Annotated in this window: 10 protein-coding genes; 2 read left to right on the top strand and 8 right to left on the bottom strand. The window is 59.6% G+C overall.

The features are described 5' to 3' along the window. Window positions 1–15: 15 nt before the first annotated feature. The 4 genes from BLQ41_RS14555 to ppsA form a co-directional block, all read right to left on the bottom strand. The gene (locus BLQ41_RS14555; RefSeq protein WP_090181899.1) at window positions 16–1,011 is read right to left on the bottom strand and encodes a zinc transporter ZntB; all 996 of its coding nucleotides are present in this window, start codon (window positions 1,009–1,011) and stop codon (window positions 16–18) included. 23 nt (window positions 1,012–1,034) lie between these two features. Continuing rightward, a complete protein-coding gene (gene rraA, locus BLQ41_RS14550; RefSeq protein WP_090181897.1) occupies window positions 1,035–1,526 on the bottom strand; it encodes a ribonuclease E activity regulator RraA in 492 nt (163 codons plus the stop codon). Between the two features lie 121 nt (window positions 1,527–1,647). Then, a complete protein-coding gene (locus tag BLQ41_RS14545; RefSeq protein WP_090181895.1) occupies window positions 1,648–2,637 on the bottom strand; it encodes an alpha/beta fold hydrolase in 990 nt (329 codons plus the stop codon). Between the two features lie 138 nt (window positions 2,638–2,775). Continuing rightward, window positions 2,776–5,151, bottom strand: a complete 2,376-nt coding sequence (ppsA, locus tag BLQ41_RS14540; protein ID WP_090181893.1) for a phosphoenolpyruvate synthase — start codon at window positions 5,149–5,151, stop codon at window positions 2,776–2,778. Between the two features lie 174 nt (window positions 5,152–5,325). Between ppsA and ppsR the strand changes: the two genes are divergently transcribed. Continuing rightward, a complete protein-coding gene (gene ppsR, locus BLQ41_RS14535; RefSeq protein WP_090181892.1) occupies window positions 5,326–6,144 on the top strand; it encodes a posphoenolpyruvate synthetase regulatory kinase/phosphorylase PpsR in 819 nt (272 codons plus the stop codon). Window positions 6,145–6,268: 124 nt separating this feature from the next. On the opposite strand, the gene BLQ41_RS14530 is transcribed toward ppsR, so the two are convergent. Next, window positions 6,269–7,678 carry an aminotransferase-like domain-containing protein gene (locus BLQ41_RS14530; RefSeq protein ID WP_090188546.1) on the bottom strand — a complete coding sequence of 470 codons (1,410 nt, stop codon included), beginning with the start codon at window positions 7,676–7,678 and terminating at the stop codon, window positions 6,269–6,271. A 136-nt stretch (window positions 7,679–7,814) separates the two neighbouring features. Here BLQ41_RS14530 and BLQ41_RS14525 point away from each other — a divergent pair, with 136 nt between their 5' ends. Further along, window positions 7,815–8,702 carry a DMT family transporter gene (locus tag BLQ41_RS14525; RefSeq protein WP_167360539.1) on the top strand — a complete coding sequence of 296 codons (888 nt, stop codon included), beginning with the start codon at window positions 7,815–7,817 and terminating at the stop codon, window positions 8,700–8,702. A 108-nt stretch (window positions 8,703–8,810) separates the two neighbouring features. Here the strand turns inward: BLQ41_RS14525 and prpD are convergent, their stop codons facing one another. From prpD to acnD, 3 genes are all read right to left on the bottom strand, one after another. Beyond that, window positions 8,811–10,295 (bottom strand): 2-methylcitrate dehydratase, encoded by a 1,485-nt coding sequence (gene prpD / locus BLQ41_RS14520; protein WP_090181888.1) that lies wholly within the window; start codon window positions 10,293–10,295, stop codon window positions 8,811–8,813. A 212-nt stretch (window positions 10,296–10,507) separates the two neighbouring features. Next, window positions 10,508–11,698: a 2-methylaconitate cis-trans isomerase PrpF gene (prpF, locus tag BLQ41_RS14515; protein ID WP_090181887.1), complete on the bottom strand. Its 1,191-nt coding sequence runs from the start codon at window positions 11,696–11,698 to the stop codon at window positions 10,508–10,510. Between the two features lie 56 nt (window positions 11,699–11,754). After that, window positions 11,755–14,352, bottom strand: a complete 2,598-nt coding sequence (acnD, locus tag BLQ41_RS14510) for a Fe/S-dependent 2-methylisocitrate dehydratase AcnD (protein WP_090181885.1) — start codon at window positions 14,350–14,352, stop codon at window positions 11,755–11,757. Window positions 14,353–14,544: the final 192 nt, after the last annotated feature.

The following is a 14,544-nucleotide window of genomic DNA, read 5'->3' as shown; positions in this document are numbered from 1 at the left end:
TCACATGACTCATCCTCAGACCCAGCGCAAACGTCGGAATAACCACCACTGTCCGAGCGCCACCGTGATCATCATCAGGCAAGCGATCAGGAAGCCATAAGGGTTGGACGAGAACGGAATCCCACCGACGTTTATGCCCAGCAGACCGGTCAGAAAACTCATCGGCAAAAAGATCCCGGTGATGATCCCGAAACGATACATCGTGCGATTCATGCGCACGCTCAAACGCCGATCTTCAGCCTCGAGGACCAGCCCCACCCGCTCCCGGGTCAATTCCAGCTCCTCAAGGTAGCGGGTCAGGCTGTTGTTCAATTCGTTCCAGTAATCGCCATCATCGTCGACAAACCAGGGCAATTTTATCCGCGTCAGTTGCCCGAAAATATCGCGCTGCGGCGCAAGGAAACGTTTCAGTCCCGCAGCCCTGCGACGGATCTGCAGAACAGCGCCATGCTCGGGTGTATACCGTTCGTCGGCATCCAGTTTTTCTTCTTCCTCATCGACCACTTCCGAGAGGCAACTGACCAGATCCTGCACCTTGTTGGTCAAGTACTGAGCCATATAAAGGATGAGTTCAGAGGCAGTTTTCGGCCCTTTGCCGTCAGCGAGCTGCACCAGCAGTTCATCAGTTGCGCGCAATGGACGCAGGCGCAGAGAAATCACCCGCTGGGCGGATGCGAAAATCCGCACGGAGACCATGTCTTCCGGTTCCGCGCCAGGGTTCAGGTTGACCCCTCGCAGAAACAGCAACAACTCGGAGTCCGGCAGTGGCAAAAGACGTGGCCGGGTGTTCTCTTCAAGCAGCAGGTCACAACTGAACTCACTCAAACCGCTGGATTTGCGCAGCCACGTCTGGGTTTGCGGGTGACTCCGATCCCAGTGCAACCAAAGGCTTTCATGGGCCAGCAGCTGCAAATCGTCGAGTTCAGTCCGGGCTATCGAACGCGCACCGCCTTTACCGTCCAGCACCAGGGCATGCACCAGCCCCCACTGCGCGTTTTCTTCCTCGAACATCCTCACCCCTGGGTTGGAAAGCTTTATTCAGGCATTTTCAGCGGACTGGGCGAGATGATCACGCCGTTGTTGTCCGCATAAATGTAATGGCCTGGATGAAACGTCACGCCAGCGAAGGTCACGGCCACGTTGAGATCGCCGATGCCGCGCTTGTCGGTTTTCATCGGGTGGCTGGCGAGGGCCTGAACCCCCAGGTCGGTTTGCGCGATGACGTCGACGTCGCGGATGCAACCGTAGATCACCAGCCCTTCCCAACCGTTCTGCGCAGCTTTCTCGGCAATCATGTCACCAAGCAGCGCGCGGCGCAGCGAACCGCCACCATCCACCACCAGCACCTTGCCATTGCCCTTGAGCTCGGCTTGCTCCTTGACCAGAGAGTTGTCTTCGAAGCACTTGATGGTCACGATTTCGCCGCCGAACGAATCGCGGCCGCCAAAATTGCTGAACATCGGTTCCAGCACCTGCACCAGCTCTGGATAGGCATCGCACAGGTCAGGCGTGAGGAAATGGTTCATCGAGAAACTCCTGTAAAAAGGAAGACAATCGAGTGTGTCGCAAAGTGACCGGAACAGCTTAATGCGTCATATCTTAGCCGCAAGCCGATCAGAGCGAAATGCCCTTGTTAGAGCATCAGGCTCAGCTTGCTGTCGCCAGATCCGGCTTTTCACCCAACAACGGCGTCTGGTGATCGGTCAGCCAGCGGGCCACCAATGGCCACACCTCGACCTGAGCGGCTTTGCTGACGAGCATCTCGACATGGCCGAAGTTATCGCCAAAGCCCTGCTCGCGCCCCAGGTTGATGAATTGCTTGTGCTCGGAACCGATCTGGTCGAACAGCTTGCGGCAAGCCCACATCGGGTCCTGATGGTCGCCAGCGGCACTGACAGCCAGTACCGGCAACCGAACCTCGGCCAGTCCCGCCCACCAATCCTTGTCGGCATCGCCAAAGCGCCCGAACAGGCCATACCAGCGCATGCTTTCCAGGGCCAGGCCAATGGGCTCGTCCTCCGGGCCGCGCTTGAGCCGTGAACCCGACAGTTGTGCAAAACGCTTGAGAATAAAGCGCCCGCTCCACTCCACCGGTGGAATTTTCAGTGGCCAGTAGGTGCGGCTGACTTGCGTTCCAAAAAACGCCGCCGAGGCGACCACAGGCTCGCCGATGTACTCGCCACCCAGCGCTGCCGCCAGAGTAATGCCACCCAACGAGTGACCGATCCAGTGCGGCACCTGGCCGCTTTGCTCGCGGACGAACGCACCAATGGCCGGCAAATCGTAACGGGCGTAGTCGCTGACACGGTTCTTGCGGTAGTTCTGGTTGCGCTGAGACAGGCCGTGGCCGCGCATTTCGGGAATCCACACATCGAATCCCAGGCGTGTCAGATAGGCGCCCAGCCCAAGACCTTTTGGGGAGAACCAGAACCGGCGATTGGAGAAGCTGCCGTGCAACAGGATGACCGGCACGCCACGCACAGCCGGTTCATCGGCCATGCCCAGACGCGTCACCGCCAGCTCGACGGTGCCGTCAGGGCTGTTGCCCGGTTTCAAACGATAGACGTCTTCGCTCAGATCGCCGCGCCGCTCGGCGCTGATCAGGGCGACAGGAAATAGGTTGCTGCTGCTTTGCATAATGCTCTTGCACAAAAAAGGGCGGCTTCCAGAGGAGCCCGCCCATGAGTCCTAACTCGACAATGACTGTTGCCGAGACAGGACACAGAATCTCTAAAAGGGCCGCTCCCACAGAGAGCAGCCCTTTCACTCACGCCATCAAGCCGACGCTTGACCTTCAGCCAGGAAGAACCAGGTTTCCAGTACGGAATCGGGGTTCAACGAAACGCTTTCGATGCCCTGCTCCATCAACCATTTGGCCAGATCAGGGTGGTCCGAAGGACCCTGACCGCAAATGCCGATGTACTTGCCAGCCTTGTTGCAGGCCTGAATCGCGTTGGCCAGCAGCTTCTTGACCGCCGGATTACGCTCATCGAACAGGTGCGCGATGATCCCGGAGTCACGGTCCAGGCCCAGCGTCAGCTGAGTCAGGTCGTTGGAACCGATGGAGAAACCATCGAAGAACTCGAGGAATTCTTCCGCCAGGATCGCGTTGGACGGCAGTTCACACATCATGATGATGCGCAGGCCGTTTTCGCCGCGCTTCAGACCATTTTCTGCCAACAGGTCGATGACCTGGCTGGCTTCGCCCAGAGTACGGACGAATGGCACCATGATTTCAACGTTGGTCAGACCCATCTCGTTGCGCACGCGCTTGAGGGCACGGCATTCGAGTTCGAAGCAGTCACGGAACGATTCGCTGATGTAACGCGAGGCGCCACGGAAGCCCAGCATCGGGTTTTCTTCTTCCGGCTCGTAGAGCTTGCCACCGATCAGGTTCGCGTATTCATTGGACTTGAAGTCCGACAGACGCACGATGACCTTTTTCGGGGTGAACGCAGCGGCCAGGGTGCTGATGCCTTCAACCAGCTTCTCGACATAGAAACCGACCGGATCGTCGTAGCCGGCAATGCGCTTGTCGACGCTGTCCTTGATGTCCTGTGGCAGCCCGTCATAGTTCAACAGCGCTTTAGGGTGAACACCGATCATGCGGTTGATGATGAACTCCAGGCGGGCCAGGCCCACACCGGCGTTCGGCAGCTGCGCGAAGTCGAAGGCGCGGTCCGGGTTGCCGACGTTCATCATGATCTTGAACGGCAGGTCCGGCATGGCATCAACGGAGTTTTTCTTGATGTCGAAGCCCAGTTCGCCTTCGAAGATGTAGCCGGTGTCGCCTTCTGCACAGGAAACGGTCACGCCCTGGCCGTCTTGCAACAGCTGGGTGGCGTTGCCGCAACCGACCACGGCCGGGATGCCCAGTTCGCGAGCGATGATCGCCGCGTGGCAGGTACGACCGCCACGGTTGGTGACGATGGCGCTGGCGCGCTTCATGACCGGTTCCCAATCCGGGTCCGTCATGTCGGAAACCAGTACGTCGCCTGGCTGGACCTTGTCCATCTCGGACACGTCCTTGATGATGCGGACCTTGCCGGCGCCGATGCGCTGGCCGATGGCACGACCTTCCACCAGCACAGTGCCGGTTTCTTTCAACAGGTAACGTTCCATGACGTTGGCCTGGGTGCGGCTCTTCACGGTTTCAGGACGGGCCTGAACGATGTAGAGCTTGCCGTCGTCGCCGTCTTTGGCCCATTCGATGTCCATCGGGCACTTGTAGTGCTTCTCGATGATCATCGCTTGCTTGGCCAGCTCGCTGACTTCGGCGTCGGTCAGGCAGAAACGTGCGCGATCAGCCTTGTCCACGTCGATAGTCTTGACCGATTTGCCGGCCGTGGCGACTTCGCCGTAGATCATCTTGATGGCTTTGCTGCCCAGGTTGCGACGCAGGATGGCCGGACGACCGGCTGCCAGCGTGCCTTTGTGGACGTAGAACTCATCCGGGTTCACCGCGCCTTGTACGACGGTTTCACCCAGGCCGTAGGCGCCGGTGATGAACACGACGTCACGGAAGCCCGATTCGGTATCGAGGGTGAACATCACGCCGGCGGTGCCGGTTTCGGAGCGGACCATGCGCTGCACGCCGGCCGACAGGGCTACCAGCTTGTGGTCGAAGCCCTGGTGGACGCGGTAGGAAATGGCGCGATCGTTAAACAGAGAGGCGAACACCTCTTTGGCGGCGCGAATGACGTTTTCGACGCCACGGATGTTCAGGAAGGTTTCCTGCTGACCGGCGAAGGAAGCGTCCGGCAAATCTTCGGCGGTAGCGGAAGAGCGCACGGCCACGGCCATGTCAGGGTTGCCGGCCGACAGCGTGGCGAACGCGGTGCGGATCTCGGCGTTGAGCTTCTCGGGGAATTCGGCTTCCATGATCCATTGACGGATCTGGGCACCGGTCTTGGCCAGGGCATTGACATCATCGACGTCCAGGGCGTCGAGGGCGGCGTGGATCTGATCGTTCAGGCCGCTCAGTTCCAGAAAATCACGATAAGCCTGAGCTGTCGTGGCGAAGCCACCGGGCACCGATACACCGGCGCCTGCAAGGTTACTGATCATCTCGCCCAGGGATGCGTTCTTGCCCCCTACGTGCTCTACATCATGGACGCCGAGCTTATCGAGGGAAACTACGTACTCTACCAAGGTGATCTCTCCACTAACTGTGTTGGAAAAGCTCAGAAGCCGGCTGCTCGGGGGAGCGTTTGCCAGCTATATGGCCTGGACCTGGAAAATAAGTGAGAATGCGGGCCACTGGCGGCCGGCAAATCGCGCCTATCATATCCAAGATTCGTTATTAGCTTAAGGCCCAAGGTGCAAATGAAACGATCTGCTTTCTTTATTTCCGACGGCACCGGCATTACGGCCGAAACCCTCGGCCAAAGCCTCCTGGCGCAGTTCGAAAACATTACCTTCAGCAAATTCACGCGCCCGTACATCGACAACGTCGATAAAGCGCGGGCCATGGTACAACAAATCAACAAAGCCGCCGAAACCGACGGCTTTCGGCCGATCATCTTCGACACCATCGTCAATCAGGACATCCGTGAGATCCTTGCGACGTCCAATGGTTTCATGATCGACATTTTCTCGACCTTCCTGGCCCCTCTGGAACAGGAACTGACCGAACATTCTTCCTACACCGTCGGCAAATCCCACTCCATTGGCACCAACTCCAATTACATGGAGCGCATCGAGGCGGTGAACTTCGCCCTCGACAACGACGACGGTGCTCGCACGCATTATTACGACAAGGCCGACCTGATCCTAGTGGGCGTGTCGCGGTGTGGTAAGACACCGACGTGCCTGTACATGGCCATGCAATTTGGCATCCGCGCGGCCAACTATCCGCTGACCGAAGACGACATGGAACGCCTGCAACTGCCGGCCGCCCTGCGCGCCCACCAGCACAAGCTGTTCGGCCTGACCATCGACCCTGACCGCCTCACCGCGATCCGCAACGAGCGCAAGCCCAACAGCCGTTATTCGAGCTACGCCCAGTGCGAATTCGAAGTGCGCGAGGTGGAAAACCTGTTCCGCCGCGAGAACATTCCGAACATCAACTCGACGCATTTTTCCGTTGAAGAGATATCGGCGAAGATTCTGGTGGAGAAAGGGGTTGAGCGGCGGTTCAAGTAGGTTTTTCGGCGACAGTTACACCGCTGTCGCGAGCAAGCTCATTCCCACAGAAGATCTGCGTCGGACACAAATACTGTGTTCACTGAAGATCTAATGTGGGAGTGAGCACGCTCACGACGGACGATCACACAGTCTCGATCAATGCCCCCGCCAAAGCTTCAAACCCCTGCAGCAGCAACCCGTCATCCCCCGCCGAATTACACACACTCGCCCGAATAAACTGCGGCACCGCTGCATGCCCGACCGCAAACGCTTCGACGGTGGCCACCAGATAATTTTTCTCCTTCAACTCCGCCGCAATCTGCGATGCCCGCCACGGCTCGGGCACTTCGATCCAGAAGTGTGGGCTATTGAGATGGGTCTTGTAGCTGACCTCTTTTAACGCCCCACTGACCAACTGCTTGCGGCGACTGATTTCGGTAATCTGCTGCCCCAGTAACTGCCGGGCGCTACCGTTTTCGATCCACATGGCCGCCAATTCCATCGACAGCGGGTTGGCCATCCAGCACGTCCCGCGCACCGCTGCGCTCAAGCGTCCGATCAACGGTTGCGGTGCGTGGAGATAACCGGCGCGCAAACCAGCAGAAACGGCTTTGCTCAGGCTGCCGATCAACACCGAGCGCTCCGGGGCAAAGTGGCTCAAGGGCAAGGGCCGTTGTTGCGCCAGCACGGCGTGGGCTTCGTCTTCAATAATCAGCAAATTGTTCTGGCGACAGACCTCGGCAATCGCCTCACGCCGCATGACTGACATCACCGCCGCCGTAGGATTCTGGATCGTCGGTGTGCAATACAGCGCTGATACCCGGTGATGCTGGCAAATGTCCGACAGCGCTTGGGGCAACAGTCCTTCGTCATCCATCCCGACACCGATGAGTTTTATCCCGAGCATGCGTGCGACGCTGATCAGTCCCGGGTAAGTCAAATGCTCAGTCACCAGGGTGTCGCCGGGCTTGAGCAACGCCATCAACACGCAGAGCAGCCCGTGCTGGCCGCCATTCACGCAAATCACCTGCTCGGCGCTCGGCGTAAAGGCCTGATGCTGCAGCCACTGGGCCCCGGCCTCACGATGGCGCGGTAATCCGCCGTCGGCGGTATAGCCGCTGAGCAACTGCAAGGTCTGCGGACCGCTGGCCAAGGCTTGCAGACCCTGACTGAGAAACGCCGCCTCCTGCCCCGGAATCGGCTGGTTCCGACTCATGTCGAAGTACGCCTGTGGCTCATCGCTGACATTGCGAAAGCCAACGTCCCGCATGCGCTCCATCCCGCGCTGACGCACATAAGTGCCATCTCCAACACGAGCCACCACCAATCCGACTCGCTCCAGCTCGCCATACGCGCGGCTGATGGTTCCGACGGTCACGCCGAGGCTGTCCGCCAGGAGGCGATGGGGCGGCAGTTTGCTACCGGGTTCAATCAGTCCTTCACCGATGCTTTTTTCGAGAGCCTCGGCCAGACGCTTGTACTTCACGCCGCGCCCATGCGCCAAGCCCTCGCGCAGGATTGACACCGTGGCAATACTTACTTTGACAGTCATTTGCATCCCGAATAGCGTGCTGAAAACAGGTTCAATCAGGGATAGACCTAATCAGCGATCAGGTCAATTCCGACGACAAGGGAGCTCGATCATGACCATGGCTATCAGCAGCGCTTCAACCTCGCGTAAACCCTGGCTGGCGGGACTGGTCACCAGCGCGCTGTTCCTGATCGTTTGCCTGAGTTGGGGCACGACGTGGCTGGGGATCAAGATCGCCGTGGAAAGTGTGCCGCCCCTGACCGCCGCCGGGTTGCGTTTCCTGATTGCCTTTCCGCTGTTCCTCAGCTTCGCCCTGATGCGTCGCGAGCCGCTGTTGTTTCCACGGCAAAGTCGCTGGTTTTTCGTGTTCGTCACGCTGTCGTATTTCAGCCTGCCGTATTACCTGCTCAACTACGGCGAGATGCATGTGTCATCCGGCCTGACGGCGCTGCTGTTCAGCTGTATGCCGGTGTTCATCCTGATATTTTCCGCGGTGCTCCTGCGGGAGAAAATCTACCCCTCACAAGTGCTCGGCATCACCATCGGCTTTGGCAGTTTGTTCATGATTATCCGCAGCCAGGGTCTGCACCTGGACCATGCGGAGTTCTTCGGGGTGTTGGCGATTCTGGCCGCAGCATTGATGCATGCGCTGTGTTACGTGATCACCAAGAAACAAGGCAGTGCGATCAGCGTGATTACTTACAACACATTGCCCATCGGCCTGGCCGGGTTGATGCTGTTTGTGGCGGGGTTGAGCTTTGAAGCTCCGGTGTTCGACGACATTACTGCGCGGTCGTGGAGCGCCCTGCTCTATCTGGGACTGGTGGCGTCGGTAGGCGGATTTATCGTCTACTTTTTGCTGCTCAAACGACTGAGCCCAATCATCTTGTCGTTTGTGTTCATCATTTTTCCGGTGTTCGCGGTGGTAATTGGTGCGTGGTACGAAGGCCAGGCCTTGTCCCGAGAACTGATGATGTACTCGGCGATTTTGCTGACGGGGTTTGCCATCACCAAATTGCCAATAGAAAAATGGCTTAAAGCCTGAACACTCGATGTAGGAGCTGCCGAAGGCTGCGATCTTTTGATCTTAAAAAACCGAGGATGAAAAGATCGCAGCCTTCGGCAGCTCCTACGAGGGATCGCGTTTATCCGATCAAATGACGAACAAGTCCACAAACCGATTCACCGGGGCGGCCTCAAGCGCAGCCTGATCCTTGCACAACGCAAAAATCTCGGCACTGCGCTGACCGGTGAACCGCGTCGCCAGGTTCGCCTTGAACTTGTCCTCCAACAGCGGAATCCCGTCGGTGCGACGACGGCGATGACCGATCGGGTATTCGACCACCACGTTCTCGGTGCTTGAACCGTCCTTGAAGAACACCTGAATCGCGTTGGCGATGGAGCGCTTGTCGGCTTCCAGGTATTCGCGGGTGAAGCGCGGCTCTTCGACGATGACCATTTTCTCGCGCAGCACGTCGATGATCGGGTGCGCGGCATGGAAATCATCTTCGTACTGTTCGGCCACCAGATTGCCGAAAGCCAACGGCACGGCGGTCATGTATTGCAGGCAGTGGTCGCGGTCCGCGGCATTCGCCAATGGACCGACCTTGGAGATGATGCGAATCGCCGACTCGTGGGTGGTGATGACGATTTTGTCGATTTCATGCAGACGATTTCTAACCTGTGGATGCAAGGTCACTGCCGCTTCGCACGCGGTTTGCGCATGGAATTCAGCCGGAAAACTGATCTTGAACAGCACGTTTTCCATCACGTAACTGCCGTACTGGCGGGAGAAGCTGAACGCGCGTTTGTCTTCAGGCTTGAGCCCCAGGTCGTTGTTGGTGTGGCTGAACAGCACGTCGTAGAAGCCCCACTGCCTGGCGGTCAGCACGCCGGGAATGCCCATTTCGCCGCGCATGGCGATGTCCGCCAGACGCACACCACGGCTGGACGCATCGCCTGCCGCCCAGGATTTGCGCGACCCGGCATTCGGCGCATGGCGATAAGTGCGCAGCGCCTGACCATCGGCAAAGGCGTGGGACAGCGCCGACAGCAATTGCTCACGATTGGCGCCCATGAGTTTGGCGGTGACCGCCGTCGAGGCGACTTTCACCAGCAACACGTGATCAAGGCCTACACGATTGAAGGAGTTTTCCAGGGCAATCACGCCTTGAATCTCGTGGGCCATGATCATCGCTTCGAGCACTGCGCGCATCGTCAGCGGCGCATCGCCATTGGCCAGGCGTTTTTGCGACAGGTGATCCGCCACGGCGAGAATGCCACCGAGGTTATCCGATGGATGGCCCCACTCGGCGGCGAGCCAGGTGTCGTTGTAATCGAGCCAGCGGACGATGCAGCCGATGTCCCACGCGGCCTTGACGGGATCGAGACGGTAACTGGTGCCAGGAACCCGGGCGCCGAACGGAACGACGGTGCCTTCGACAATCGGGCCAAGGTGTTTGGTGCATTCGGGGAAGCGCAGGGCCAGCAGGCCACAGCCGAGGGTGTCCATCAGGCAGTTGCGGGCAGTATTCAGGGCTTCGCTGGATTCGATGTTGTAGCTGAGGACGTAGTCCGCGATGTCCTGCAGGACCGTGTCGTAGTCGGGGCGGTTGTTCAGGTCGACGTTGGCGCTCATGTTCGATTCACTCTTGAAGTGGTTCGTTAATGGGACCTCGGTTCAGGGATCAATCTCGGTTAGTTACAACATTCTTATTGTTGAAATACCGTCCTGTGGGAGCGGGCTTGCCCGCGATGGCGGTGTATCAGCCAACTTGGATGCCGAATATGAAGGCCTCATCGCGGGCAAGCCCGCTCCCACAGGGTTTTGTATATACGTCTGGAATGGGTTTAGAAGGAATCTCCAGGGATACGAACATAACCTTCCATCAACACCCGCGCACTGCGGCTCATGATGGCTTTGTTCACGGTCCATTCGCCGTTCACCTGGCTGGCCTCGGCGCCGACGCGCAATGTGCCGGACGGATGCCCGAAGCGCACCGCGTTGCGTTCGATGCCGCCCGCCGCGAGGTTGACCAGGGTGCCGGAAATCGCTGCCGCCGTGCCGATGGCCACGGCAGCGGTGCCCATCATCGCGTGGTGCAATTTGCCCATCGACAGCGCACGCACCAGCAGGTCGACATCACCCGCCGCAATTGCTTTGCCGCTCGACGCCACGTAATCCGCTGGCTTGGCCACAAAGGCGACCTTGGGTGTGTGCTGACGCTTGGCCGCTTCGTCCAGGTCCTTGATCAGACCCATGCGCAAAGCGCCATAAGCGCGAATGGTCTCGAACATCGCCAGGGCTTTCGGATCGCTGTTGATCGCGCCCTGCAACTCGGTGCCCTTGTAGCCGATGTCCTCGGCATTGACGAAAATCGTCGGAATACCAGCGTTGATCATGGTCGCCTTGAAGGTCCCGACGCCGGGCACTTCCAGGTCGTCCACCAGGTTGCCGGTGGGGAACATCGAACCACCGCCGCCCTCTTCTTCCGCCGCCGGGTCCATGAATTCGACTTGCACTTCGGCGGCCGGAAAGGTCACGCCGTCGAGTTCGAAATCGCCGGTTTCCTGCACTTCACCGTTGGTGATCGGTACGTGGGCGATGATGGTCTTGCCGATGTTGGCCTGCCACACGCGCACCACGGCAATGCCGTTGTGCGGAATGCGGCTAGCGTCCACCAGACCATTGCTGATGGCGAACGAACCGACTGCCGCCGAAAGGTTGCCGCAGTTGCCGCTCCAGTCGACGAAAGGTTTATCGATGGAGACCTGACCGAACAGGTAATCAACGTCGTGATCAGCCTTGATGCTTTTCGACAGGATCACGGTTTTGCTGGTGCTGGACGTCGCGCCGCCCATGCCGTCGATTTGCTTGTCGTAGGGGTCAGGGCTGCCGATCACGCGCAGTAACAGCGCATCGCGGGCCGGGCCGGGAATCTGTGCGGCTTCGGGCAGGTCTTTGAGGCTGAAAAACACGCCTTTACTGGTGCCGCCACGCATGTAGGTGGCGGGGATTTTGATCTGAGGTGCGTGAGCCATTTGTGCTCCTTCAAAGCGGGCAAGGGACGTGTAATCCCCTGCCCGCACAGCCTGTTTTAGACGGCGACCGCCGATTCTTCGAGGAAGTCCTGAGCAAAGCGTTGCAACACGCCGCCGGCCTCATAGATCGACACTTCTTCGGCGGTATCGAGGCGGCAAGTCACCGGCACATCAACGCGCTCGCCGTTCTTGCGATGGATCACCAGCGTCAGGTCGGCGCGCGGTGTGCGTTCGCCGATCACGTCGTAGGTTTCGCTGCCGTCGATGGCCAGGGTGTGACGGTCGGTGCCCGGTTTGAACTCCAGCGGCAACACGCCCATGCCCACCAGGTTGGTGCGGTGAATGCGCTCGAAACCTTCCGCGGCAATCGCTTCCACACCAGCCAGGCGTACGCCCTTGGCCGCCCAGTCGCGGGACGAACCCTGACCGTAGTCGGCGCCAGCGATAATGATCAGCGGCTGCTTGCGTTCCATGTAGGTTTCGATGGCTTCCCACATGCGCATCACTTGGCCTTCCGGCTCGACGCGGGCCAGCGAACCCTGCTTGACCTTGCCGTTTTCCTTGACCATTTCGTTGAACAGTTTCGGGTTGGCGAAGGTTGCGCGCTGCGCGGTCAAATGGTCACCGCGGTGGGTCGCGTAAGAGTTGAAGTCCTCTTCCGGCAGGCCCATTTTCGCCAGGTATTCGCCGGCGGCGCTGTCGAGCATGATCGCGTTCGACGGAGACAGGTGATCGGTGGTGATGTTGTCCGGCAGCACCGCCAGCGGGCGCATGCCCTTGAGCGGACGCGCCCCGGCCAGCGCGCCTTCCCAATACGGCGGACGGCGGATGTAGGTGCTCATCTCGCGCCACTCGTACAGCGGCGTGACTTTCGGGCCGGTGTCTTCGTGGATGGCGAACATCGGGATGTAGACCTGGCGGAACTGCTCCGGCTTGACCGAGGCTTTTACCACCGCGTCGATTTCTTCGTCGCTCGGCCAGATGTCTTTCAGACGGATTTCCTTGCCGTCGGCGTCCAGGCCCAGCACGTCTTTTTCGATGTCGAAACGGATGGTCCCGGCGATGGCGTAAGCGACCACCAACGGCGGCGATGCCAGGAATGCATTCTTGGCGTACGGGTGAATCCGTCCGTCGAAGTTGCGGTTACCGGACAGCACAGCCGTGGCGTACAGGTCGCGGTCGATGATTTCTTGCTGGATCACCGGATCCAGCGCACCGGACATGCCGTTGCAAGTGGTGCAGGCGAAAGCCACGACGCCGAAGCCCAGTTGCTCGAGCTCAGTGGTCAGGCCGGCTTCGTCCAGGTACAGCGCCACGGTTTTCGAGCCCGGTGCCAGGGACGATTTGACCCACGGCTTGCGGGTCAGCCCGAGCTTGTTGGCATTGCGCGCCAGCAGGCCGGCGGCGATCACGTTGCGCGGGTTGCTGGTGTTAGTGCAACTGGTGATGGCGGCGATGATCACCGCGCCGTCCGGCATTTGGCCCGGCACGTCATCCCACTGGCCGGAAATGCCTTTGGCGGCCAGATCCGATACCGCAACGCGGGCGTGCGGATTGCTCGGGCCGGCCATGTTGCGCACCACCGAGGACAGATTGAAGGTCAAGCCGCGCTCGTATTGCGCGCCTTTCAGGCTGTCGGCCCACAGGCCGGTGGTCTTGGCGTAATTCTCGACCAACTGCACCTGCTCATCTTCACGACCGGTGAGTTTGAGATAGTCGATGGTCTGCTGGTCGATGTAGAACATCGCTGCAGTGGCGCCGTATTCCGGGGCCATGTTGGAAATGGTCGCGCGGTCGCCGAGGGTCAACGCGGAAGCGCCTTCGCCGAAGAACTCCAGCCATGCACCGACGACTTTTTGCTGACGCAGGAATTCGGTCAGTGCCAGCACCATGTCGGTGGCTGTGATGCCAGGTTGCAGCTTGCCGGTCAGTTCGACGCCGACGCTTTCCGGCAGACGCATCCACGAAGCGCGGCCGAGCATCACGCTTTCCGCTTCCAGACCACCGACGCCGATGGCAATCACCCCCAGCGCATCGACGTGCGGGGTGTGGCTGTCAGTGCCGACGCAGGTGTCGGGGAATGCCACGCCGTCACGCACCTGGATCACCGGAGACATTTTCTCCAGGTTGATCTGGTGCATGATCCCGTTGCCTGGCGGAATCACGTCAACGTTCTTGAACGCCTTCTTGGTCCAGTTGATGAAGTGGAAACGGTCTTCGTTGCGACGGTCTTCGATGGCGCGGTTCTTCTCGAACGCCTCCGGATCAAAGCCACCGCGCTCGACGGCCAGGGAGTGGTCGACGATCAGTTGCGTCGGCACTACCGGGTTCACTTGCGCCGGATCGCCACCTTGCAGGGCAATCGCGTCACGCAGGCCGGCGAGGTCGACCAGCGCGGTCTGGCCGAGGATGTCGTGGCAGACAACACGCGCCGGGAACCACGGGAAGTCGAGGTCGCGTTTGCGCTCGATGAATTGCTTCAGGGATTCGGTGAGCGTGGCCGGATCGCAGCGACGCACCAGGTTTTCCGCCAGCACGCGGGAGGTGTACGGCAGAGTTTCGTAGGCGCCGGGCTGGATGGCTTCGACAGCCGCACGGACGTCGAAGTAATCCAGATGGCTGCCGGGCAGCGGTTTACGGAATTCAGTGTTCATCGTCAGGACTCGGTCACGGTGATTACAAAAGGTGGGGCCCGGCACCGGGCTTGAAGTTCCCACCTCCGCTTGTGGGAGCAGGCTTGCCCGCGATGACTGAGTCACATCCAACATACATGTCGACGGACCCACCGCTATCGCGGGCAAGCCCGCTCCCACAGGGATTTCGGTGAACTTCAATATCAGTGCCTG

The organism is Pseudomonas arsenicoxydans (genome assembly GCF_900103875.1).
Taxonomy (GTDB): domain Bacteria; phylum Pseudomonadota; class Gammaproteobacteria; order Pseudomonadales; family Pseudomonadaceae; genus Aquipseudomonas; species Aquipseudomonas arsenicoxydans.
This window is presented reverse-complemented; position numbering and strand designations above follow the sequence as displayed.